Source organism: Calothrix sp. CCY 0018, from assembly GCF_963920925.1.
Lineage (GTDB): Bacteria > Cyanobacteriota > Cyanobacteriia > Cyanobacteriales > Nostocaceae > Rivularia.
This window is the reverse complement of the sequence record NZ_CAWUDI010000050.1, coordinates 1-22,419: the sequence shown is the minus strand read 5'-3', so window position 1 is coordinate 22,419 and position 22,419 is coordinate 1. Positions and strand designations below refer to the sequence as shown.

The 22,419-nt window shown below is 39.2% G+C and carries 18 protein-coding genes, 1 tRNA gene and 1 pseudogene; 8 read left to right on the top strand and 12 right to left on the bottom strand.

The window, feature by feature from the left end:
• Positions 1-9 precede the first annotated feature (9 nt).
• Entirely contained in the window at positions 10-156 is a 147-nt protein-coding gene (locus tag ACM03V_RS28145) for a hypothetical protein (protein WP_414624110.1), read from the bottom strand.
• Positions 157-336: 180 nt separating this feature from the next.
• On the opposite strand from ACM03V_RS28145, the gene ACM03V_RS28140 reads away from it, so the two are divergent.
• On the top strand, positions 337-549 hold the full coding sequence (locus ACM03V_RS28140) for a hypothetical protein (RefSeq protein ID WP_414624109.1): 213 nt from the start codon (positions 337-339) through the stop codon (positions 547-549).
• A 5-nt stretch (positions 550-554) separates the two neighbouring features.
• Here ACM03V_RS28140 and ACM03V_RS28135 read toward each other — a convergent pair whose 3' ends face one another.
• Entirely contained in the window at positions 555-743 is a 189-nt protein-coding gene (locus tag ACM03V_RS28135; protein ID WP_414624108.1) for a hypothetical protein, read from the bottom strand.
• 69 nt (positions 744-812) lie between these two features.
• Here ACM03V_RS28135 and ACM03V_RS28130 point away from each other — a divergent pair, with 69 nt between their 5' ends.
• Positions 813-1,547 (top strand): class I SAM-dependent methyltransferase, encoded by a 735-nt coding sequence (locus tag ACM03V_RS28130; protein WP_414624107.1) that lies wholly within the window; start codon positions 813-815, stop codon positions 1,545-1,547.
• A 129-nt stretch (positions 1,548-1,676) separates the two neighbouring features.
• Here ACM03V_RS28130 and ACM03V_RS28125 read toward each other — a convergent pair whose 3' ends face one another.
• Together ACM03V_RS28125 and ACM03V_RS28120 are read right to left on the bottom strand one after the other, a co-directional pair.
• Entirely contained in the window at positions 1,677-2,276 is a 600-nt protein-coding gene (locus ACM03V_RS28125; RefSeq protein ID WP_414624106.1) for a superoxide dismutase, read from the bottom strand.
• A gap of 285 nt (positions 2,277-2,561) precedes the next feature.
• The gene (locus ACM03V_RS28120) at positions 2,562-5,255 is read right to left on the bottom strand and encodes a CBS domain-containing protein (RefSeq protein WP_414624105.1); all 2,694 of its coding nucleotides are present in this window, start codon (positions 5,253-5,255) and stop codon (positions 2,562-2,564) included.
• Between the two features lie 225 nt (positions 5,256-5,480).
• Here ACM03V_RS28120 and ACM03V_RS28115 point away from each other — a divergent pair, with 225 nt between their 5' ends.
• Positions 5,481-5,948, top strand: a complete 468-nt coding sequence (locus ACM03V_RS28115) for a pentapeptide repeat-containing protein (protein ID WP_414624104.1) — start codon at positions 5,481-5,483, stop codon at positions 5,946-5,948.
• Positions 5,949-6,198: 250 nt separating this feature from the next.
• Entirely contained in the window at positions 6,199-6,678 is a 480-nt protein-coding gene (locus tag ACM03V_RS28110) for an AAA family ATPase (protein ID WP_414624103.1), read from the top strand.
• 211 nt (positions 6,679-6,889) lie between these two features.
• On the opposite strand, the gene ACM03V_RS28105 is transcribed toward ACM03V_RS28110, so the two are convergent.
• Positions 6,890-7,381 (bottom strand): N-acetyltransferase family protein, encoded by a 492-nt coding sequence (locus ACM03V_RS28105; protein ID WP_414624102.1) that lies wholly within the window; start codon positions 7,379-7,381, stop codon positions 6,890-6,892.
• A 58-nt stretch (positions 7,382-7,439) separates the two neighbouring features.
• Here ACM03V_RS28105 and ACM03V_RS28100 point away from each other — a divergent pair, with 58 nt between their 5' ends.
• Positions 7,440-8,249 carry an SDR family NAD(P)-dependent oxidoreductase gene (locus tag ACM03V_RS28100; RefSeq protein WP_414624101.1) on the top strand — a complete coding sequence of 270 codons (810 nt, stop codon included), beginning with the start codon at positions 7,440-7,442 and terminating at the stop codon, positions 8,247-8,249.
• Positions 8,250-8,842: 593 nt separating this feature from the next.
• A complete protein-coding gene (locus ACM03V_RS28095; RefSeq protein ID WP_414624100.1) occupies positions 8,843-9,754 on the top strand; it encodes a hypothetical protein in 912 nt (303 codons plus the stop codon).
• Positions 9,755-9,858: 104 nt separating this feature from the next.
• Here the strand turns inward: ACM03V_RS28095 and ACM03V_RS28090 are convergent, their stop codons facing one another.
• Together ACM03V_RS28090 and patD are read right to left on the bottom strand one after the other, a co-directional pair.
• The gene (locus tag ACM03V_RS28090) at positions 9,859-11,532 is read right to left on the bottom strand and encodes a dipeptide ABC transporter ATP-binding protein (protein ID WP_414624099.1); all 1,674 of its coding nucleotides are present in this window, start codon (positions 11,530-11,532) and stop codon (positions 9,859-9,861) included.
• 578 nt (positions 11,533-12,110) lie between these two features.
• Positions 12,111-12,479, bottom strand: a complete 369-nt coding sequence (gene patD / locus ACM03V_RS28085) for a heterocyst frequency control protein PatD (protein ID WP_414624098.1) — start codon at positions 12,477-12,479, stop codon at positions 12,111-12,113.
• A 296-nt stretch (positions 12,480-12,775) separates the two neighbouring features.
• On the opposite strand from patD, the gene ACM03V_RS28080 reads away from it, so the two are divergent.
• Positions 12,776-15,052, top strand: a complete 2,277-nt coding sequence (locus ACM03V_RS28080) for a RelA/SpoT family protein (RefSeq protein ID WP_414624136.1) — start codon at positions 12,776-12,778, stop codon at positions 15,050-15,052.
• Positions 15,053-15,776: 724 nt separating this feature from the next.
• Here ACM03V_RS28080 and ACM03V_RS28075 read toward each other — a convergent pair.
• The 3 genes from ACM03V_RS28075 to moaC form a co-directional block, all read right to left on the bottom strand.
• Positions 15,777-16,646, bottom strand: a complete 870-nt coding sequence (locus ACM03V_RS28075; protein WP_414624097.1) for a DMT family transporter — start codon at positions 16,644-16,646, stop codon at positions 15,777-15,779.
• Positions 16,647-16,790: 144 nt separating this feature from the next.
• On the bottom strand, positions 16,791-17,720 hold the full coding sequence (locus tag ACM03V_RS28070; RefSeq protein WP_414624096.1) for an alpha/beta fold hydrolase: 930 nt from the start codon (positions 17,718-17,720) through the stop codon (positions 16,791-16,793).
• Positions 17,721-18,025: 305 nt separating this feature from the next.
• Entirely contained in the window at positions 18,026-18,541 is a 516-nt protein-coding gene (gene moaC / locus ACM03V_RS28065; protein WP_414624095.1) for a cyclic pyranopterin monophosphate synthase MoaC, read from the bottom strand.
• A gap of 34 nt (positions 18,542-18,575) precedes the next feature.
• On the opposite strand from moaC, the gene ACM03V_RS28060 reads away from it, so the two are divergent.
• Positions 18,576-18,649, top strand: a tRNA-Arg gene (locus tag ACM03V_RS28060).
• 145 nt (positions 18,650-18,794) lie between these two features.
• On the opposite strand, the gene ACM03V_RS28055 is transcribed toward ACM03V_RS28060, so the two are convergent.
• Both ACM03V_RS28055 and ACM03V_RS28050 read right to left on the bottom strand, forming a co-directional pair.
• Positions 18,795-21,386: an exo-alpha-sialidase gene (locus tag ACM03V_RS28055; protein ID WP_414624094.1), complete on the bottom strand. Its 2,592-nt coding sequence runs from the start codon at positions 21,384-21,386 to the stop codon at positions 18,795-18,797.
• Between the two features lie 187 nt (positions 21,387-21,573).
• Positions 21,574-22,168, bottom strand: a pseudogene (locus ACM03V_RS28050) (Uma2 family endonuclease).
• Positions 22,169-22,419 lie beyond the last annotated feature (251 nt).

Genomic DNA, 22,419 nt, shown 5'->3' with positions numbered 1-22,419 from the left:
CTCTATGAACTACCCTGCCCATCTCTCTAAGATGGACGAGGTTTCTGACACTTCACTTTCGACAGTTGCCGCCAACCCACCGCAATGAGTAGAAGTAGAGCCGCCGAATCCGTGTTTATCGAGACTAGTTCCTAATCCCGTTGCCCAATTGAGCATAACCATAGCCGCAGCTACGTCTCGGTTACAACTGAATCCACATGAGCAATTGTGGACTCGCTCTGTTCAAAACAAGCAAAGAACAGCTTTACTTATATTCACATTTCGATATAAAAAACAATCTCCGGAAGTAATAAATTTACTTACAATAAAGAATAAATTTTGTTGTAGGTAAAGAGCATGGCGAAGAACATCCCAAACCCTTTTTCTGTTGTATGGTCAAAGTTATCAACCTTTAATCAACCTAAAATTAATACAGAGTCTGAATTAGAATATCAAGCAGAAGATTATCAAGCTTCGGCAAACTCGCAACAATATTTGCATCCTTATTTAATCGATAGAGTAGAGCCATCAGTTCAGCATATTATCTTTTCTTCGTATATTAGGTTTTAAAATAATTAACTTTTTAAATTAAATCTTTTGTCTATCCACTGCTTTGATTTTTTGATAGCTTCATTAGGAGTAGCAGCATAAGGTACGGCGATCGCGCAACCTGCATCGTGATTTACCCAAGCAGCATAAATATCTTGTTGATTAAATGTATCGCGTTCAATTTGAACTTTGCATTCGCGATAAGTAAAGGACATGATAATTTTTGGGTAATGAGGTTCTATCATTAATTTTGTTCTGCTATTACTTTTGTTTTTAAATTAAACATGGCTTGTACAGAAGATTCGCAAAAGATATCTCCTCGTTCTAACGAGTTGTTTAACAATCAGTGGACAACTTATCAAAAAATATTAAACAGTAATTACATGGGACACCGCGAAATTTACGATGTCCTCCACGAATTACTGGTGAGTTATCAAAAGCCTTTTAAAATGCTTGAATTGGGCTGTGGGGATGCAAGCTTTACAGCACAAGCTTTATTAAATACTTTTGTAGAGTCTTACAAAGGTATAGACCTTTCTGAAGCAGCCCTAAAGATTGCTAACTCTAATATGGCACCGATTAATTGTTCTAAAACCTTTACAGAAGGAGATTTTTCGGAATTAATTCCCCAATTAGTTGAAAATCAAAAGGATAGCTTTGATGTAATCCTAATATCTTTTGCTCTCCATCATCTGTTAGTTGAACAAAAGGACTATATTATTGGTCAGCTATTAAATCTCTTGACTACTAACGGTGTTTTTATTCTCATCGATGTTGTTCGCAAACCAGAAGAAAATCGAGAAACTTATATCAGACGTTATTTAGAAGAAGTACAAAAAAGCTGGTCTTTAGTTACTCCTCAAGAATATTCTATGGTTGAAAACCATATTTCGTCGAATGATTTTCCTGAAACCCAAGAGATTCTGTATTCTATCGCTAAAAAGCACGATTTTAGTCGAGTCGAGTGTCTTTATTGTGACCCGCTAGACATGACAAAATTATTATGCTTTTACCGATGAAGAACATTTCTAGTGGATTAGAATTGACTATTCCCCGTTATCAATTAATCGGGATTCTAAACTCATATAAAAAGACTTAAAATTGGGTGAGCTTTCACCCACCCAAGTTAATCAAAACTTAATCAAAAACTATGCTGCTGCCATATTTTGAGCAACAAAATCCCAATTAACTAACTTACCCAAAAAATCATCGATGTAAGCGGGACGTTTGTTTTGATAATCTAAATAATAAGCGTGTTCCCAGACATCCATTGTTAATAAAGGAGTTTGTCCGCTAGTTAAAGGATTATCAGCATTAAGTGTTTTTGTAACTTTTAAAGTACCGTTATCCAGCACCAACCAAGCCCAACCACTACCAAACTGAGTTGCTCCAGCAGACTTGAAAGCTTCCACAAATTTATCGAAACCGCCCAAATCAGCATCAATCTTTTTAGCTAAATCTCCTCCAGGAGTACCACCACCATTAGGCTTCATACATTGCCAATAAAAAGTATGATTCCAAGCTTGAGCAGCGTTGTTAAAAAGTCCCTGCTTTTCGGAATTTCCGGCAATTTCTTTGATTACTTCTTCAATTGATTTTTTATCTAATTCCGTTCCCTTGACTGCATCATTGTACTTACTTACATAAGCCGCATGATGCTTATCGTGATGAAATTCTAAAGTACTTTTAGAAATAGCAGGTTCTAAAGCCGTGTAGTCATAGGGAAGAGATGGTAATTCGTATCCCATTTTATTGTCCTCTCTTAATATCTCTCTTGGAACGCTTTAGAAGTTAAAGTTATTTATTCAAAACCTTAAAAGTAGTCAAAATTAAAACTACGATAACTTCCTTGCGTTCAGATAGTATCGCAATCTGGGTAAATACAAAATCCTCTCCCAGGGGATGGGAATTTTGTAGATATATAATTAGATTAATGAGTAAATATGTCTTAAGAATGAGGAATTATTTTTTACTATGTCATTAGTAATAGAAACTCCGCGTACCTTCGCGTTTACCTTTGCGCTCCTCTGCGTTTAAATCGGATAATTCTTCCTCAAAAACTCCTCCCCACTACCTTTATCCTCAACCTCCCCATCCAAAATAGCCGCCAATAAATCATCCAAAATTTGCTTAAATTGTGGCCCCGGTTTATATCCCAATTTCTTCAAATCATTACCATTCAAAGGTGCTTCTACATTTGATAACACCGCCAAATAATACCAAATTTGTTTTCTAATAATTCTCGGACTTTGCAATGCGATAAAAATCAACATTGGTAAGTCGTATTTTCGCAACAGCTTAACCACTTCCGAAGGCTTTTGACATCGATCTAAATTTTCTAAAACGTTCTTTTTCGCTGCGGCTAAATTCTCCAACCTTTTAATACTCTCATCTGGAAACTGTAGATTTTTCGCTACCTTCCCCCGATATTCCGGTTGTAAATGAGCAATTATCACTTCCAATCGCATCTGCCAATGGGTAAATCTTTGCTCGCCAGAATCAAATTTTTGCAAACAACGCTCCATTAAATGTAGCTGTCTGAGTAAATCTTCATCTATTTTCAAAGTTGAATGAATGCACACAGAAGCATTTAACTCACTCAACATTTGTAAAGCTGGTTTCCAATAGGAAGTTTGCAGAATATATTTTAATTCCGACTTCAAACGAGTTTGTAAAGCCGGTGTTTTGGAATTTTCTTTTGTTGTACGCTCGTAAACGCCGCTATCAATTGCGTAGCGAATATATTCTTCGGTTTGCTTTTCTAAATGGAAACCCAAACGCACCGCAAACCGCACGGCGCGGTAAATTCTTGTTGGATCTTCAATAAAGCTGTTAGCGTGTAAAACTCGAATTTGCTTAGCTTGTAAATCTAATAACCCGCCAAAAAAATCTAATAATTTCCCCGGATTTGGAGGAGTCAGCCGCAAAGCCAAAGCATTAATCGTAAAATCCCGGCGATATAAATCCTGACGAATCGAACTTGCTTCAACTACCGGATTCGCGGCTGGGTAAGGATAAAATTCCGTTCTTGCTGTAGCGATATCTATACATAAAGAATCTAACTTATCGTCATTGTGCCATAACAAAGCAGCAGTTTGAAAATCGCCGTGGACATCCAAACGCGCACCGGGGTAAATTTGCTGAATCGCCGAAGCCAACTCCACACCAGCACCAACATCAGCAGCATTATGAAAACCATCAACCACCATATCAATATCTGGAAGCAGCAACGGCTCCGAGGGATTGGCTAACAATAAATCTCGTACAGCGCCGCCAACTATATATAAATGCCAACCTCGCTGCTCTGCTTCCGAGGATACTTTTGTCAGAAATTCCCATAAAACTGGTTCTAATCGCGATCGCAATTCATCTAATGTCGGAGTTGCTAAATTCTCTCTTTCTCTGTGCTTTTCTTCATCTTCCTTTTCTTGATGCAATTCCCGTAAAACATCGGTACGAGTTACAATTCCTTGCAACTTGCCATTTTCCAAAACTGGTAAACGTCCGATATCATAAGTTACCATCAACGATTTAATTTCCGGTAATTCTGCATCCGGTGCAATCGTCTTGAGATTCTTTGACATATAGCCTTTCACCGGAGCATGAGCAAATCCGTGATGTAAAGCAATATCCAAATCGCGACGAGAAATTATTCCTACCAAATCCCCAGAAGCATCAACCACCGATAAACCAGAATGTCCGTAACGCAACAAAATCCGATGCGCTTCCTCGATGGTGGTATCTGGTGGAATAGTACGCACCGGAGAAGACATTAAATCTCGCGCTGTTGGTGGATAAGGAATCGATTTTTTCAATTCCTCAACAACTTGATTTAATATTTCTTGGGAATTCACATCTTTTAAACTTACAGATGCAGCTTTCGTATGACCACCACCTCCAAAAGGTGCCAAAATATCATTGAGATTAGTTTGGGGAATTTGGGAACGAGCTATTATCGACAAGCCATTACTATTTTTTTTCTGGTATTCGTGAGCCAATAACAAAGCGTCAATTTCCATCAATTGCAATAATTCTGACGCTAAAGCCGATAACCCATGAACAAATTCTTCAGTTTTAAGAATCACCCAAGCAACTTGATAACCGCGTACCTTCTCAGTTTCAATATCTTCCAAAGCAATTTTCAACAACTGTTGCAAATGAGGAGATAAACCCGGTTCAATATAGTCACTCACCACCGACAAACTAGCACCCTGCTGCATCAACCAAGCCAAAGCCAAAGCATCATCCGGTGTCGTATGCTCGAAGGTTAAAGAACCAGTGTCAACATGGATACCTAAAGCCATCACAGTAGCTTCCGTAGCAGTTAAAGAAATACCCTGCTTCTGTAATTCTTGTACAACCAAAGTCGTAGCCGCACCTACAGGATAAATATGAGCCTCAGTAGCTGGGATATCAAGGGTTTGTTCTAAATGATGGTCGTAAACAATAACCTTTTCTATATGAGGTAAATCGAACCATTCAGCAGCCTTGCCCAAACGGTTGCGCTGCTGAGTATCAACCACAGCCAAACAGCGAATATCTTCAGTAATTACCGCACGTCGTTCGATAATCGGATATTCATCTTTGTGTAGCGCTAAGAAATCCTTGACGGTGGGATGAGAGCCACCAGGTAAAACAATCAGGCTGCCTTCAAGCAACCGCGTCAACCCCACCGCAGCCCCCAGCGTATCAAAATCTGCTGTTGTGTGGCATAGAATTAAATTCATCTTATTAGTGTTTGGGAAGGGTTTTATTTATTTTAGAACTTATTCGGACGGGTGAAAGGAAGCCGAAGCCAACATTACGCGAATATTCATTCACCCTCAGACTAGAAGTCTGGGGCTACATAAGCAAAGCCCACCTTCGTGGGCTATTTAAGTTACTTCGTGGTAATTTAACATCATTAATAATCGATATCTTGAAATCTTTAATGTGTTTTATGAGTCAGCGTTATGGCTACTAGAAAAAGTGTAGAAGCTGAAGAGTTATTGCACCGTTATGCTTCGGGAGAAAGAGATTTTTCTAACATCAAGCTTGAGTATACTGATGAATTGTCTGGTGCTAATTTAAGTGGTGTTAATTTGAGTAATTCTTCTATTGATGAACTCTTTTTGGAAGGAATTAATTTGAATGGAGCTAATTTAAAAGAAACTGATTTTGGTCAGACTTGTTTGCGAAGTGCCAATTTGCGAGGTGCTGATTTGACTGGTGCCGATCTTAGCCATGCCAACCTTGATAGCGCCGATTTGACTGGTGCTAAGTTGACTAACGCTTATATCCGAACTACCAGTATGATTGGTGCAAACTTAACTGATGCCGATTTGACTGGAACCGAGTTCATTCCAGAAATGATTGAACGTTCTATTTTTTGTAGAACAATTATGCCGGATGGAAGTGTTTACGATGAAAATAGTTCGTAGGTTGGGTTAAGGAACGAAACCCAACGCCAACAATAGAAGAATTAAATATAGAATCAAATACAAAAATTCGTATAAAAATGTATTCGATATTGTTTCATAAAAATCAAAATTCGGATGTTGGGTTACGACGCATTTACATTTTTCGTTATCCATATAAATGATTTGTGCGTCTAACCCAACCTACAATGAACCCACGGAGGTGGGTTTCGCCTGTGTAGCCGTGAATTACATTCGCCAGGTATTATGATCAATGACAAATCTTCACTTAATCTATGGTTTCGCAGGAGCGGGTAAAACAACTTTTGCTCGAAAACTAGAAACAGAAATTTCAGCTATACGTTTTACTCACGATGAATCGATGGTAAAACTCTACGGTAATAATCCAGATGAAGAAAAATTCCCAGATTACTATGAGCGAATTTCCGATTTGATTTGGAATCTTACCATGCAACTTCTTCGCTTAGATCGAGATGTTATTTTAGATTTTGGTTTTTGGAGTCGAAAATCTCGCGATGAAGCACGTTGTAAAGCTAAAATTGCCAATGCACAAGTCAAATTATATTTTGTAACTTGCTCGGAAGTTGTTATGCGAAAGCGTGTAGCGATAAGGAACAATAATTTACCAAGTGATTCGCTATGGATTGATGAAAATGCTTTTGAGCTTTTTAAGCAAAGTTATGAAGCTTTAGGAGATGATGAAAATTATATTATTATTGAAACTGATGTTTAAATAATCTATTAAAAAACCAAAATGTAAATGTTGGGTTACGACGCATTTATATTTTTCGTTATCTATATAAATTACTCGTGCGTCTAACCCAACCTACAATTAACCCACGGAGGTGGGTTTTGCTTGTGTAGAAGCGGTTTCAACCGCCAGGTATTACCAATTCTTGTGGGGTAGGCATCCCTGCCTGCCCTAATTTCACCTTCAATAAAATCTACCCAACCCTCAACCCTAAAATCACCAACCCGCGCTCTACACCATCAAGCTCCGCAATCCCCGGCAAATGTCCCCAACGTTCAAAACCGAATTTTTCAAACAGTTTTAAACTCGCTTCATTATGTTCAAAAATAAATCCAATTAATGTATTTAAACCCAAATTAGGACTTTGACGAATCGCTTCTTTTAAAAGTCTATTTCCCAAACCGCGACGCTGATAGTTTGTAGCAATATAAATACTTACTTCGGCTGTTGCATGATAAGCTGGTCTTCCATAAAAAGGTTGAAAACTCAACCACCCTGCAATTACATCCCCAATTTCTATAACCCAAAGGGGATGTTTTACCGGAGAACGATTTTTAAACCAGTTGATCCGACTTTGTACAGATACTGGTTCTAAATCCGCTGTTGCCATACGGCTGGGAATTGAAGCGTTGTATATCGCCACGATCGCGGGTAAATCATTTTCAGTCGCATGACGGATAATCATTTCGAGTTTATGAACGACAATATGAAGAAATAATACAGAAATATTGATAGTATTTGTTATGCCTAGTGCAATTATTACAGGTGGTTCTCAAGGAATTGGTAAAGCAACGGCACTTTTATTTGCCCGCAAAGGATACGATTTGGTTTTGACTGCGCGATCGCCCGAAACTTTGGAAGCAACGGCGGCGGAAGTTCGGGCAATTGGAACAAAAGTACTGGCTGTACCTTGCGATGTTAGTCAGGAAGCAGAAGTAAATAACTTAATATCAAAGGCTTTAGAATATTTTGGCAGCATTGATGTTTTAATCAATAATGCTGGAGTTTGCATGAGTGGTCCAATTGAAAATACTTCTGTGGATGATTGGCATCGTATAATTGATGTAAATCTCTGGGGATATATTCACACAATTCACGCAATTTTACCGCATTTTATAGCTCGTGGTGCTGGAACAATTGTAAATGTAGGTTCTATCGGTGGTAAATTGCCTTTACCGGAAATGACTGTTTACTGTACCAGCAAGTACGCGATTACCGGGTTGACGGAAACTTTGCGTTTGGAATTAAAACCAAAAAATATTCATGTAGGTGCAGTACATCCCAGCGCTACAGACAGTAATTTTATGGAAAGAGCGCAGTTTCGCGGAAGTAGCGAGCAAGAAGCCGAAAAACGCCGTAATTCCATGAGTAGTTTATTAGAATCCCCAGCAGCCAGCAAACCAGAAGATGTCGCAGATGCAGTTTGGGATGCAGTCAAACATCAAAAAGATGAAGTCGTAGTTGGTGCGGGTTCCGTTATGTCAGCCGCTTATAAATTCTTCCCCGGCTTAGTTCAAATGGCGATGCAGACATCGAAATCAGTTAGTAGTTAGCAGTTAGCAGTTACCGAAATTTTATACAGTCCTCTTTAGAGGACTTTTGCTATGAGCCTGGGAATTTATTCCAAGGCGGATTCGATTATCAGTGATTATTTGCTCTAATACTCTTACTCCCTTCCTGCTCTAAGCTTACTTGTCAAATTATCTACCCCCTCTACCCCCTCTACCCCCTCTACCCCCTCTCCCTCCTGCCATTCCACTGCTAACTGAATTACTGTCTTTAGACTGATGTAATTTTTAAACTTTTCGACATATGTCAGACTATGGACATAAATGGTTAGAATGCGGTAAAAGTCAATATAATTTTACTAAAATAAACATATGTATCCTGATACCCTATATTTTTACTTGCTAATTAAGGAAAATAAATTTAATTTAATGCGGTTTATCTAGATGCTATTTACATATTTGTGTTTTTGCAGGGACACAAATAATCGCTTATTTAACTAATTTTATTTGTGCATCATACTAACATTTTTTTAGCAGTATAAGTTTATCCGATCAATTTGCATTCCTTAGATAAAACCCTTTTGCTCTGTTTAAGTAAATGGGTAGTTTTCGCTATGCCAACACGACAGTAATATCCTATGCAAGATAATATTACAACTACAAAATTGGTTGAGAATAAAAAGAGTAATAAAGTTAAAGAGATTGCTTTTCTTATCGGTAGAGTCAGAAGCGGAATCTGGCTGTTTGGTATTCCATCTTGGCTGTTTGGTATTGGCGACAGAAGTGTTGCTGCGTTTGCTGACGGTTATATATCTGTAATTGAAGTTATACAGTTATTTACAGCTTCTTTATTCTTTGCAAGCTGGCTGTTTTTAAGGCCTGAAAATTCACTAGAACAACGTGATGTCTTAGCTTTACAAAGAAATCTCTGTAATAATCTGGGCTTAAAGTCCGATTTGAAGCAAAGGTATATGATTAGTCAAGAGTATATATTACCTTTTCCTTATATTTGCCAAATTTATCATTTATTAAATTTAAAGCATTTAGAAAGCATTCACCATTTTAGTTTAAATAATCTGAAAGTTGTCAATATCAGTGATTTTCATCTGACAGAAAATGGTGGGGTTATTAAATTCCAAACTATGCTGGATTCTCCTTTTAATCCTCTAAGAATTTGGAGACAACCCACTGTAGAGGTAGATTTAATTTTGCACAATCCCTACACGGTAGAATTAAGTATTCCAGTTTACAACCAAAGAAGAATAACTGTAATCTTTCACGCCGTTCCTTTGAATGACAACGAGCATTATTTCTTTATTGATATTTACAGCGATTTACAATGGTTTAAGCCATTTTTACAGTTACTGCTGCATTTTGCTTCTTGTTTAACTTTATTTGAAGATTTACCTTACTTACGCAATCTCGCTGAAAAAAATCGAGATAGCTTGCTTAAGATAGGCAAAGTTTCTAACTGTAAAAGTATGTCGCTTTACAGAAGATTTGTTGAATTATATGGAGCGAGTTTGAATAATTATCCGATGCTTAATTAAGGGAATTGGGGCATGGGGCATGGGTAATTGATAATTGGTAATTGGTAATTGTTAGGAGTTATCTTCCCCTTGTCTCCCCATCTCCCCATCCCCCCATCCCTTCCCTAAGCTCTTGCTAACAAAGGCGCGGCGGCGAGCAGAGTTTTTGTATACGGATGCTGGGGATTACCGAAAATTTCTTGTGTGGCACCTAATTCGACGATTTTACCACCATGCATGACGGCGATTCTGTCGCATAGAAATCTTGCTAACCATAAGTCATGGGTGATGAATAAGTAAGTTAACTCGAATTCTTCTTTTAATTCCAGCATTAAATCTAAAACTTGCGACTGTACGCTGGCATCTAACATACTTACAGGCTCGTCGCAAATTACTAGTTTTGGACGGGTTATCAAAGCACGGGCGATCGCCACTCTTTGTTGTTGCCCGCCGGATAAGTCGGAGGGATACCGTTGATAGTACATTTCTGATGGATTTAAGCCGACTTTATCGAGCATCCACAATACTTCTTCTTTTGCTGCTCCTGCGTCGGCGAGATGATGAATGATTAACGGATCGGCTATGTTTTGCCCTACTGTCATTGTCGGATTTAAACAAGCGTGGGGATCTTGAAATATCATCTGCATTTGTCGTCTTTCGGAGCGTACTTGTTTGCGCGACAAACTGGTTAATTCTTTACCTAAAAATTCAACTTTACCGCCAGTAGGGCGAATTAATTGTAAAATTGTCCGCGATAAGGTGCTTTTTCCACAACCAGATTCGCCAACTAATCCGAGAATTTCTCCTTGATATAGTTCTAAGTCGATCCCGTCTACTGCTTTGATGGTTTGCCCTTGTCCTTTGAATATTCTTTCTATAAAGTTGGGTTCGATAGTATAATGCTGCTTTAATTCTTTGATTGCTAGCAACGGCGTGACATTAGATGAGTTTTTGTTGAGACTGGTTGATAATTCCCCTACTGTATCTGCGTTCTCCGAAGGGGAAAATGTTTGTATGTGCAATGCTGCCTGTAACAATGAACGGGTGTATTCGTGCTGCGGATTTTGAAATACTTCCTTAGATAAACCAGTTTCTACCATCTTTCCTTGGAACATTACCCCAATGCGATCGCAATATTCGGCAACCATTGCTAAGTCGTGGGATATTAACAGCAATCCCATGTTTTCTTCGGCGCACAATCTGGTTAATTCTTGCAAAATTTGGGCGGAAACGGTGACATCTAGGCTGGTTGTGGGTTCGTCAGCAATAATTAATTTAGGATTTAATAATAAAGCTAAAGCGATCGCAACTCTTTGACGCATTCCACCACTAAATTCGTGGGGATACTGACTCCATCTTTCGGGAGGAATGTTTACCTTTTGCAAAGTGGCGATCGCTTTTTCTTTTGCCTGTAAGTTGGAAAGTTGAGGTGAATGGGCTTTGAGAGTTTCTAAACAATGATTGCCGATTGTCATTAGCGGATCTAGGCGCGTCATCGGATCTTGAAAGATTAATGCTACCGCTTCCCCGCGAAATCTACGCAGTTGTTCGGCTGTCATCTCAAATACATTTCGTCCTTGAAAGATTACCTGCCCTTCTATGCGTGTAGAAGTAGGTAACAGTCGCATTCCAGCACGTCCCAAAGTGGATTTACCGCAACCAGATTCTCCTACCAATCCCATCCTCTCACCCGGTTGCAGAGTAAAAGATACATCATCAACTGCCCATTGTTCCTCTTCCGTGCTGCTCGTTGCATAACCTACACGGAGGTTTTCAATCGATAATAAAACATCACTCATAGTTATTAATTAGTCCTATTAGTTATTAGAAACAAAAAGAGCATATTGCACTTCCGTAACAAATCAATATTCGTGTTATTATTGTTCCTCTGTTCCCGTTTTCGGTTGCCTTTGTTTCTTAAAATTTTTTATACTTTAGCAGATTTGCTTTAGAAAGCTTGTTACTTCAATTGATCGACTTATGTAAATGTAATAGTGGTATTATCGATTACAGTTGACCGAACAAAATGAAAAATACCTTGCTCATGTAAATTCATTAGGGGTTGCGATCGTCAGATCGTAAAAAAACAAAAAATAGCGCCTCGATCTAATCCTATTAACCATTATCGGCAGAAATAACCGACTGACAACTAATTCTCAAGCCTATAATATAAAATACTTCTATATGAGTATGACTTATTTACCAAAAAGAAGAATAAAAATGTTAATATCTACTTGAAAGCTAAACACCACTCTCCAAGTAGAAGTGCTGAAAAAATATAGAAGCCAATACTAAACTTTTACAACGGTTTTCTTTTTTAAAATGGAAAATAAGCTGTAAGAGAATGCTATTGGTTGTTTTTCATTTTTTGATGCTTTCATTTTAATTTTTCATTGTCATCTGCTACTTTATCCATCTTAAGAATGGCATCGCAGTATCCAATCAGGGTTGTTAAACGTTCGCTTAGAGCATCTATTCTGCCTTTAATAGTGGAAGCTTGTCGCGCTCCTTGAAAAAACATTATATCTATTTGTAATAACCGTAACTGCTTGCTGATTTCGGTCTGATAGGACTGCTCTGTGGGATATTGAGTAGTTAAAGGTACGATATCGGCACGGAAAAAGCTTTGCAAAGATGCCATACCCTGGCGCAGTTCGGAGGCGTTGGTTAAATTAGAAGAGATATCGGCACGCAATTGCTCTAATAAAGTTTTAAATGCACGATATTTCTGCTTGTTGAGAGACATAGTAATAATTATTGAGATAGTATTAATGTCACGAATTTTATCTCATCCAATAATTTAATCTTTAAAAATTAATTTTTCCACAGCCGCCTCAAGTTAAGCATTGAGGCTTTATTTGCCGTTACCCTTTTTGAACAATTATCATGCGGAACACTTATTCGATGAAAAAAACATTGCTACTTGAAAACAAACCTTTTAAATTAGCTAATTTATCTTTAACAATGAAAGGGGCATCGCAAAAACAGCAATGTCGTTTGCGTCGTCCAACCCTCTTAGATAGTAAACCCCTCGGCTCATACATGAACACTACAGTTGTAGATTCTAAAATTAATATTCCTGTTCCGGAATGGTTAAAAGATTGTTTGGATTCAACATCCGCCCAAAACAAAGAAAATCAACAAAATGACCCAGATTATGCGGATAAAGATTTAATAAGTCGGGCATTTCAATTTGCTTATAACCTCCATGAAGGACAGATGCGAAAATCTGGGGAACCATACATTTGTCATCCCGTTGCTGTTGCGGGAATACTCAGGGATTTAGGAGGCAGCTCTGTTATGATAGCAGCTGGATTTTTGCATGATGTAGTTGAGGATACAGAAGTTACCATCGAACAAATAGAAGAACTGTTTGGGGAAGAGGTAAGACGCTTAGTTGAAGGGGTAACTAAGCTTTCCAAAATTAATTTTAAAAGTAAAACAGAAAGCCAAGCAGAGAACTTTCGCCGAATGTTTTTAGCTATGGCTCAGGATATTCGCGTCATCGTTGTAAAATTGGCAGATCGCTTGCATAATATGCGGACTTTGGAAGCGATGCCAGAACATAAGCGTCGCAGCAAAGCTTTAGAAACTAGAGAAATCTTTGCTCCTTTAGCCAATCGTCTGGGAATCTGGCACGTCAAATGGGAATTGGAAGATTTAGCCTTTAAGTATCTTGAAACCGATTCTTTCCGTCAAATGCAGCAGTTAGTTGCCGACAAACGAGAAGCGAGGGAACAGAGATTAAGTAAAGTAACCGAAACTGTACGTTCTCGTTTGAAAGAAGTCGGAATTCCCTGCAAGGAATTATCAGGTCGTCCCAAGCATCTATATAGTATTTATCAAAAGATGCACCGTCAAAATAAAGAATTTCACGAAATTTTTGATTTAGCAGCGCTGCGGATTATTGTAAATACCAACGAAGAATGCTATCGCGCTTTAGCATTGGTTCACGATTCTTTTCGTCCGATTCCTGGTAGATTCAAGGATTATATCGGACTTCCTAAGCCCAACCGCTATCAATCATTGCATACTGGCGTAATTGGTCCCTGGGGCCGTCCAATGGAAGTGCAAATCCGCACCTTAGAAATGCATCGGATTGCCGAGTATGGCATAGCAGCCCATTGGAAGTATAAGGAAACAGGTGGTTCTAATAACAATCAAATGACCGCAGCAGATGAGAAATTTACCTGGTTGCGACAGTTATTAGAATGGCAAAGCGACCTCAAAGACGCTCAAGAATATTTAGAAAGCATCAAAGATAATCTTTTTGAAGACGATATTTATGTATTTACGCCAAAAGGCGATTTAGTTGCCTTGAGTCCGAATTCTACCACGGTGGATTTTGCCTATCGCATTCATACCGAAGTAGGCAACCATTGCGCTGGAGCCAAAGTTAATGGAAGAATGGTACCGCTTTCTACCAATTTAGACAATGGCGATATTGTTGAAATTGTTACTCAAAAAAATTGTCATCCTAGTTTAGACTGGTTGAATTTTGCAGCTACTTCAGCGGCCAAAAATCGCATCAAGCAATGGTATAAGCGTTCGCGCCGAGAAGAAAATATTGCTAGGGGTAAAGAACTATTAGAAAAAGATTTGGGTAAAGCTGGTTTTGAAAGCTTACTTAAATCCCAACCAATGCAAGCAGTAGCAGACAAATGTAACTATCACAGCGTTGAAGACTTGCTTGCTGCTTTAGGTTACGGTGAAATCACCTTGAACTTAGTGTTAAATCGATGGAGAGAAATAGTTAAAGAGCAACAACCTATAGATACAGATTTGGATGAAGTTGTTTCTAATTTACCAACCTCCACACCAAAAGCATTACGAGAAGGAAACACTACTTCTCGCAAAAGCGATTCGCCAATCATTGGCGTAGAAGGATTAATGCATCATGTTGCAGGTTGCTGTACTCCCATTCCAGGAGAATCAATTATTGGTATAGTTACCCGAGGTAGGGGAATTTCGATTCATCGTCAAGGATGTTATAACTTGAAAAACACGGGTTGCGAGCGTTTAGTACCTGTTAGCTGGAATCACAGCGAAGAAATCAAGCATCGTCCTCAAAGTTACAGCGTCAACGTACAGATTGAAGCTTTAGATCGCGTTGGAGTTTTCAAAGATATTTTATCTCGGTTAAGCGACCAAGGAATCAACGTTTCTCATGCTAATGTAAAAACCGCCATCAATCAACCGGCATTAATAGATTTGGGAATAGAAGTTTCTGATAAAAAACAATTAGAGCAAGTCTTTAATCAAATCAAAAAAATGAGCGATATTCTAAATATCCATCGTCAAGGGCAAGTTGAGGAGTAAAAGATTTTGAATTTTGGATTTTGCGGAAAGTTGAGCCACTCTCGTGCGCGGTGAGAGCAGTCGCGTGCGGGGGTTCCCCCCGTTGAGCGAACTGCCGTTAGCGCAGCGTCTCCCCTTGGGAGATACCCGAAGGAAAACAAGCGCGTTGAGACAAGTGGCGTTGGGGTGTCGGTTTCTGTCCCCAAAAATAAGCATCGACGGATTTTGGATTTTGGATTTTGGTTGAAAATACATACAGCATTTTGCAGATAAATGAGGTAAGCCCTGCCTTCTCCTAAACTTGGGAGAGGGTGCATAGGGAGAGGGATATTCAAAACAAAACAAATGTTAAAATCCAAAATTGATTGATAATTTGCAAGGAGTGCAATATTCCTCGAAATAACTGAAGATACAGATACAGCACTTCCCGGTGTAATGAGGTACACCTTACTTTAAGGCAGAAGCCGTAAGTCAAAAACCAAGAAGATTGAACTGTACTTCATAACAGAGGGAACCGCTGTAACGATAAAAAGTTTGATGCCAAAAGTTACATTCGAGTTAATTTAGATAACCCCGGTATCGGTAAAGAAATTATTAGCAATGACTTAGAAGATCAAATCAAATCTTATATTGTGAAATAGTAAACAATTATCAATTAACAATTAACAATAAATATTATTTATAAATTTAAGTTAATTTAGTATTGTTTTTCTTCGATTTTCAATGCCCAATGCCCAATCCCCAATTACTCATTTACAGATACCGTCTTATCGCGACTGCGAAGAGTTAAGAAACCCGCACCAATAATAAACACAGCGCCTATAAGTGAGTTTACATCCCATAATTCTTTCCAAAACAACCAGCCAATTAAAGCACCAAATATAACTGAAGAATAAGAAAAAATTCCCACTTGAGAAGCAGGTGCGGATGCATAACCGCGAGTTGTCAACAATTGAACCACAGTACTGCAAATACCTAAAGCCATCAACAGTAGCCACTCGAAAGAAGTAGGAGTTTTCCAAGCCCAAGTTAAAGGTATAACCGATACCAAACTTGCAATAATTGCAAAATAGAAAACTGTACGGACAGCCGGTTCTGTAGCCGATAGCTTACGTATAGTTACCATCGAAACCGAAGCGAAAGCACTGCTAAATAAACCAATTAACATTATCCAATTGAAATCCGTACCAGGCTCCAAAATTAAGAATACACCGCAAAAACCAATGGCGATCGCCAAACGAGCCACAACTGAAATTCTTTCTTTTAACCAGCTAAAAGCAACCAAAGGAATAAATATAGGAATAGTCGCTTTGAGCAACATTGCATTCGCTAATTGAATATTTCCCAGCACGAAAAATAAAGAATACATAGCCGTTACACCGCATAATCCCCGCACCAAATGCAAATGTAGCTTTTGAGTATGTATAATTGCTATACCTTCGCGAGCAAAAATCGGCATCAAGCTTAATAAACCAAACGCATTTCTAAAGAAAACAATCATTTCATTTGGTAAACCATCCGAAGCTAACTTAATAATTACTCCATTCATAGTTAACACCAACTCCGCAGCAATAATAAATATCGCTCCACGGACAATACTTTGTTTATAACCCATGAAATAATTTTGGATTTTCGCTAACAGGATTTTGGATTTTGGAGTTAAGAGTGTAGAGACGTAGCAGTGCTACGTCTAGGAGTTAGTAATTTCAAATAATTTATTCTTCCCCTTATCTCCCCCTCTACCCCCTCTCCCCCATCTTCAAATAGACAAAACCCAATCTCGCAACAATGGATTCAACTGCAAAGGTACTTCATCATGGGGACAATGACCGGCTCTTAAATAGTATTCTGTTAATTGCGGATAATATTGACGATACTTTTGGGAACGTTCTTTCGCGTTCATCCAAGGATCGGCTTCTCCCCACAATAATAACAGCGGACAAGTTAACTGCTGCAAAAGTACGTCTACTTTCTCTCCTTGGGGAGTACTAAACACAGAGCAAAACACATCAAAAGCACCCTCATCACCAGATGGACGACGGATTTCTTCTATTAATTGCTCTGTGATTGCGCTTTTATCTAAATAGACTTTTTCTAAAGTTTGACGAATTACCCAACGTTGGCGAATGTATTGAAATAAAATAAATTGAGCCAAGGGTTGTTTAAAAATTAACTTTGCGAAATCGCCGAATAATTTTTGCAGTTTTTCATTTAACGGAGGCTCAATTTCCGATTGCAATGCTTCCGGCTCAACTGTCGGCTCATCCTTACTAAAGGGACCAGCACTATTAAGCAATACCAAACCCGCAGCAGAATCAGGACATTGCGCCGCTACAGATAAACTTGCATAACCACCGAGGGAATTACCAGCTAATACAGCTTTTTCACCAATTACTTCAGTAATAAAATCGCGTAGTTGATCGCGCCATAAGTCCCCACCGTACTGTAATTTAGGTTTTTCCGAACGTCCAAATCCTAACAGATCGATCGCATATACTTCAAAATCGTGCTGAAGCTCGGCGATATTTTTGCGCCAGTGGTCGGTAGAAGCACCGAAACCATGTACTAATAATAAAGGCGGACGTTGAGAATGCTTTTCTCCCGCTTTAACGAAATAAAGATCGTGTCCGCGCCATTGCCAATATTTACCGGGAATCGGAGTTGTAGAAGGAATTGTAGCTGCCTGCATTTTTTAAGATTTATTAAGCATATTCTAATTATTGTAAAACAGGTAGCAAAAATTATTCTCCTTCCGATGGAGTAAGCGTTAAGGATGAGAATTGAAAACGAAGAGGATATTTTGAACTCAATTCCTTATTCCTAATAGACATCTCCGAAAAAGAAAAAAGACCCCTCTCCAAACCTCTCCCCCACCCCTGAGAGGCTTTAAAACCCCACTTCCCTCATAGGGAAGGGGGGTTAGGTTTGCAAACTATATAAATGTTTTCCGGAGATGTCTAATGCCCAATGCCCTTCGGCCCAATGCCCCATTCCCTAAACCAAATAATCCCCCGATTTACCACCACTCTTGCTCACCAAATGTATTGCTTCAATTTGAATCGATTTTTCCAAGGCTTTCGCCATGTCGTACAAAGTCAATGCAGCAACAGAAACCGCCGTTAAAGCTTCCATTTCCACCCCGGTTTCAGCTTTGGTTTTGACTGTTGCTTGAATTTCATAACCTGGTAGCTCTGGTAAAGGAGTTATTTGCACGTTGATTTTTTGTAAGGGTAAAGGATGACATAAAGGAATTAAATTCGCTGTTTGTTTGGCAGCCATAATTCCAGCCAGTCTCGCTGTTGCCAACACATCACCTTTTGGAGCATTTCCCGATTGAATTGCAGCAAAGGTTTCTTGTTTCATCCGCACTTTTCCAGCAGCTACAGCTTGTCTAACAGTGGATGCTTTGGCAGATACATCCACCATTTGGGCTTCCCCACGATTATCTAAATGAGTTAAACCATTTTCAGATAAAGGATTCAGGGAATTTTGAAAATTATCTTGTGTCATATGACTGACATATGTTAATATTATTAAGTTGCAAGGGCGTGTAGCTCAGTGGACTAGAGCACGTGGCTACGGACCACGGTGTCGGGGGTTCAAATCCCTCCTCGCCCGTTTTTAAAAAGTTAGGTGTTTGGAGTGAGGAGTTAAGAGTTTTAACTTTTCGCTCTTATTTTTTTTTAGTATACGTTATAGGTTCGTAGTAAGGACTTTAGTCCTCGGATTTAGGGCTAAAGCCCTTACTACGAACCTATGAAAATTATTTACTTTCGGGATTACCAGTTTCCCCAACCATAATTCCCCGCCCAGTTAAAGCTGCATAAACTAAATTGGATTGTCGCATATCCCCTTCTAACCAAGTGATTCCAGGAAATTGCTGCACTTGTGGGTTGCTAATTTGCTTCCAAGTTTGACCCATGTTTTTGGAAATATACATGGCATCTTTGTTTGCACCAGCTACGCGCCCAAATATATAGACGAAGGGGTTTTTATCCGAATCACCTTTACCAAAAGTCATAAATTCGCAGGTGTCTACAGATGAAATTGCATTGAAGGTTTTTCCCCCATCCGTAGAGCGATACAGTTTATTTCCTTCAACATCTTCGGGGTTGCGAGCAAAACTCATCCACACATCATTTTGTTTTGTGGGGTTAGAAACTATCGCTGGACGTACTTTCCATGTAGGTAATTTACCGGCTGCTCCCTTCCTCCAGTTAGCGCCGCCATCGTTACTATAGTAAAACTTCCAACCGTCGTAATAGTAAAAAGTTTTACCTTGTGGATCTTGGCGATCGCTTGCCAAAATATACGTACTTAAATATGGATGTATGCTGTTAGCCCAGGATTTGGGTAATGCATCGTAGTGGGTGTGTTTGTCGTTATTAGGATCGAAAGGTTCGGGTTTCGGCTCGTGGTCTAGGTTACGCGCTATTTTCCAAGTTTTCCCACCGTCCATAGTATAGTGAGTATAAGGTCCCCAAGTCGGCGACCAAACCATATTAAGCGGATTGGTTGGGGACATCGCTATTTGCCCACCCATTGCCACAGTTTTCTCTCGCTTCGATTTCTCCTTTTTCCACATATTCTCGGTGGGTACGGACTCAAAAGCCTGCCAAGTTTTACCGTTATCTTTTGTTATCCCATGTATTGGATAAAACGCCTGCCATTGGTGAAAACCCACAAAAGCAGCATAGTTGGGTTTTTTGTAAGCATAATCCATTCCCGTTGCTCCCGCTACATGAGGAAAGGGTTTAGGATATTTTTTCCAATCGGGGTTAGCCCATTTAAAATCTGGATTAACATCAATGTTTGTGGGATTAATTTTCTTGTCGGGTACTTTGTAACGGTTGACATGACGAAAACCAATCATGTCCTGTACTGCGCTGATTAAATCTGCTCCTCCCTGAGATTTGGGAACGGGTGGAACTCTTACTAAATTCGCGTCAAGTTCCTCTAAGTTGTTCATCACCCATTTAAAATTCGGCTCTTTAGCTGTTATATCGTCGGTACGAGCTACACCCCAACCGTTTGTCCACCATACTTGTTTGGGATTTGCTGGATCAAAAACTACTACCGATGCACCAGTTCCAGCATAAGATTGATAATATTTGGGAGCAGTTGGATTTATTTTATCTTTGGGATAATTCGCATCGTAAGCGCCCATGTACATCGTGTGCTTTTTCCAAGTATTACCACCATCTTTGGAACGGTAAAGGTATTTGTCAGAAATTGCTATTACTTGATTAGGATTATTATTCTGTACTGCTACGGCTGAATAAACTCTTTTTGTACCGTCGGGAGTGATATCAGCCCATTTTTCGTTTTTATATTTACGAACTCCACCAGTTTTACTTTTAGCATAGGTTCCAAAACTGACATAAAGCGTACCGTCACAAGCAACCGTTCCGCGTAAGGGATCTTTCCCTCCGGCAATATTCCGCCACGATTTACCTGCATCGTTACTCTGCCATACACCTTTTCCGTGAACTCCTACATATATAGTTTGAGTTGATTGATTGGTTTTTCCAGTTCTTGCATCAAAAGCTACAAAGGTATAACCAGGTAAATCTTTGTTCTCTTTGCCATTAGATTTATTGTATTCCGGTAAATTTTTAGCAGATGGTAATCCTCCACCAACCAGCGTCCATTCTTGCTCTGGGTTCTTTTTCCACAATCCATCCCGACGAGAACCAAAGTAGATTATTTCGCTATTATTTGGATCTACCGCTAACCTTTCTCCTGTATCGGAACGGTATTCCTGGTTAGGTCCCATAAAGACATCTTTTTTACCCAATCCTGTTGGTTTCCAGGTATTTCCCCTGTCTTGGGAAACTATTACTTCACCAGAATATTTGTACTTTTTAGTGTCACCTTCAGTAATAATTGAACTTTTATGATTTACCGCAGCATATATATTTTGAGGCTTCTGCGGATCTACAGCAATGCTTTCAACACCTATACTCCCACCCGAAAAGTTGCTATTAAACATATCCATTAAAGGTAGCCACTTGTTGTTCTTGCGATCGAAGCGATAAGCACCACCAACATCCGTGCGGACGTACACATCGGTGGGTTTTACAGGTGCGATCGCCATTCCCGTAACGTAACCCATCCCCTGAATATTTACGTTATTCCATTTAAAGGATTGTGAGGTATTAGTTGGAGCCGATATTACGTTAAAGTTGTTCGACACTAAAAGCGCTACTGCTGTAGATATTAGCAGTATAAAAAAACTTAATTTTCGGAGTAAATGCGTGAAATGTAGTTTGCGGAGGATATTCATTGTGAAACCGCATATAAACAGCAAAATTTTTTCTACGTCTAACAATTCTTGTTTATGTTCTTTTTCCAATTTTCCGAAACAAATAGAAAGATTGCAAAATAAAAAGTACGAGAAGTTGATTCCTTTGTTTATCTAACTACAGACACGCCGAAAGATTCATTTAATTGATTTATATAAAGATAAACAATATTGATTCTTCATCGGAACTTTATAATTTAGCTTTGATTAAAATGTAAACTTATTTTCACCTTCAAAACTAACGAAACAGACGCGAAACCGAACAAGTAAAATTTGGAAGCAATGGCGAAGTTAACTCATCAGAACTGAATAAAGTTGCAACCAGTTTAAGCTGAGCTTTGTCACGCCTGTAAATTTCAACTTGCTGCGATACACCTCCGGTGTCACGCTTTGCGTATCGCCAATCTAAAATCCAATATTCTTGTACTCCTCTTAAACCGTATAATTTTAACTTCGCTTCTCGATCGCGACGTTGGTTTTCAACTCATAAAGGAAAGTACTTCAACAGCTAAATCTGGCGCTCCGGTTAGGTGTCCAGCGTCGTCAATCAAAGCGGAAAAACGATATGCACTTACCCAAACCACATCGGGAATTACGTTATCAGCATCAGTAAAAATAACTCCGGGAGTGGGAATCGCTTGTCCTGACTGGTTTTGTTCTGAGTAGTCATTTAAAACTGAGAAGACAGAGCCAATAACTTTTTGGTGTCTCCAATGTGGTACCTTAGTTACGAATAATTCCCCATCAATTATTTCGTAGCGATCGCCGTTATCGGGCAGTAATTCAATATCGGCTGTTGTCCAACGTACTCTATCTTCAATGCTTTGGCTCATGGGTTTTCACCTCCGGCAATATCAGTATTTTAACAAAACTGTTATTTATTCTTGATAACTTAAGGGTACATCCATTTTACTTATTCCAATTAACACTCAATTCCATCACACTCGTAACCTCACCCCCTCCCCTCTCCTTAGTAAGGAGAGGGGTGCCGGAAGCCTTCAACCTTCTTACCTCTTCCCTTCTCCTTTATAAGGAGAGGGGTGCCGGAAGCCTTCAACCTTCTTACCTCTTCCCTTCTCCTTTA

Bases quoted from the DNA above. Each gene is read 5' to 3' on its own strand.
- ACM03V_RS28145 (WP_414624110.1), bottom strand. From the start codon at position 156: ATGCTCAATTGGGCAACGGGATTAGGAACTAGTCTCGATAAACACGGA.
- ACM03V_RS28140 (WP_414624109.1), top strand. From the start codon at position 337: ATGGCGAAGAACATCCCAAACCCTTTTTCTGTTGTATGGTCAAAGTTA.
- ACM03V_RS28135 (WP_414624108.1), bottom strand. From the start codon at position 743: ATGTCCTTTACTTATCGCGAATGCAAAGTTCAAATTGAACGCGATACA.
- ACM03V_RS28130 (WP_414624107.1), top strand. From the start codon at position 813: ATGGCTTGTACAGAAGATTCGCAAAAGATATCTCCTCGTTCTAACGAG.
- ACM03V_RS28125 (WP_414624106.1), bottom strand. From the start codon at position 2,276: ATGGGATACGAATTACCATCTCTTCCCTATGACTACACGGCTTTAGAA.
- ACM03V_RS28120 (WP_414624105.1), bottom strand. From the start codon at position 5,255: ATGAATTTAATTCTATGCCACACAACAGCAGATTTTGATACGCTGGGG.
- ACM03V_RS28115 (WP_414624104.1), top strand. From the start codon at position 5,481: ATGGCTACTAGAAAAAGTGTAGAAGCTGAAGAGTTATTGCACCGTTAT.
- ACM03V_RS28110 (WP_414624103.1), top strand. From the start codon at position 6,199: ATGACAAATCTTCACTTAATCTATGGTTTCGCAGGAGCGGGTAAAACA.
- ACM03V_RS28105 (WP_414624102.1), bottom strand. From the start codon at position 7,381: ATGATTATCCGTCATGCGACTGAAAATGATTTACCCGCGATCGTGGCG.
- ACM03V_RS28100 (WP_414624101.1), top strand. From the start codon at position 7,440: ATGCCTAGTGCAATTATTACAGGTGGTTCTCAAGGAATTGGTAAAGCA.
- ACM03V_RS28095 (WP_414624100.1), top strand. From the start codon at position 8,843: ATGCAAGATAATATTACAACTACAAAATTGGTTGAGAATAAAAAGAGT.
- ACM03V_RS28090 (WP_414624099.1), bottom strand. From the start codon at position 11,532: ATGAGTGATGTTTTATTATCGATTGAAAACCTCCGTGTAGGTTATGCA.
- patD (WP_414624098.1), bottom strand. From the start codon at position 12,479: ATGTCTCTCAACAAGCAGAAATATCGTGCATTTAAAACTTTATTAGAG.
- ACM03V_RS28080 (WP_414624136.1), top strand. From the start codon at position 12,776: ATGAACACTACAGTTGTAGATTCTAAAATTAATATTCCTGTTCCGGAA.
- ACM03V_RS28075 (WP_414624097.1), bottom strand. From the start codon at position 16,646: ATGGGTTATAAACAAAGTATTGTCCGTGGAGCGATATTTATTATTGCT.
- ACM03V_RS28070 (WP_414624096.1), bottom strand. From the start codon at position 17,720: ATGCAGGCAGCTACAATTCCTTCTACAACTCCGATTCCCGGTAAATAT.
- moaC (WP_414624095.1), bottom strand. From the start codon at position 18,541: ATGACACAAGATAATTTTCAAAATTCCCTGAATCCTTTATCTGAAAAT.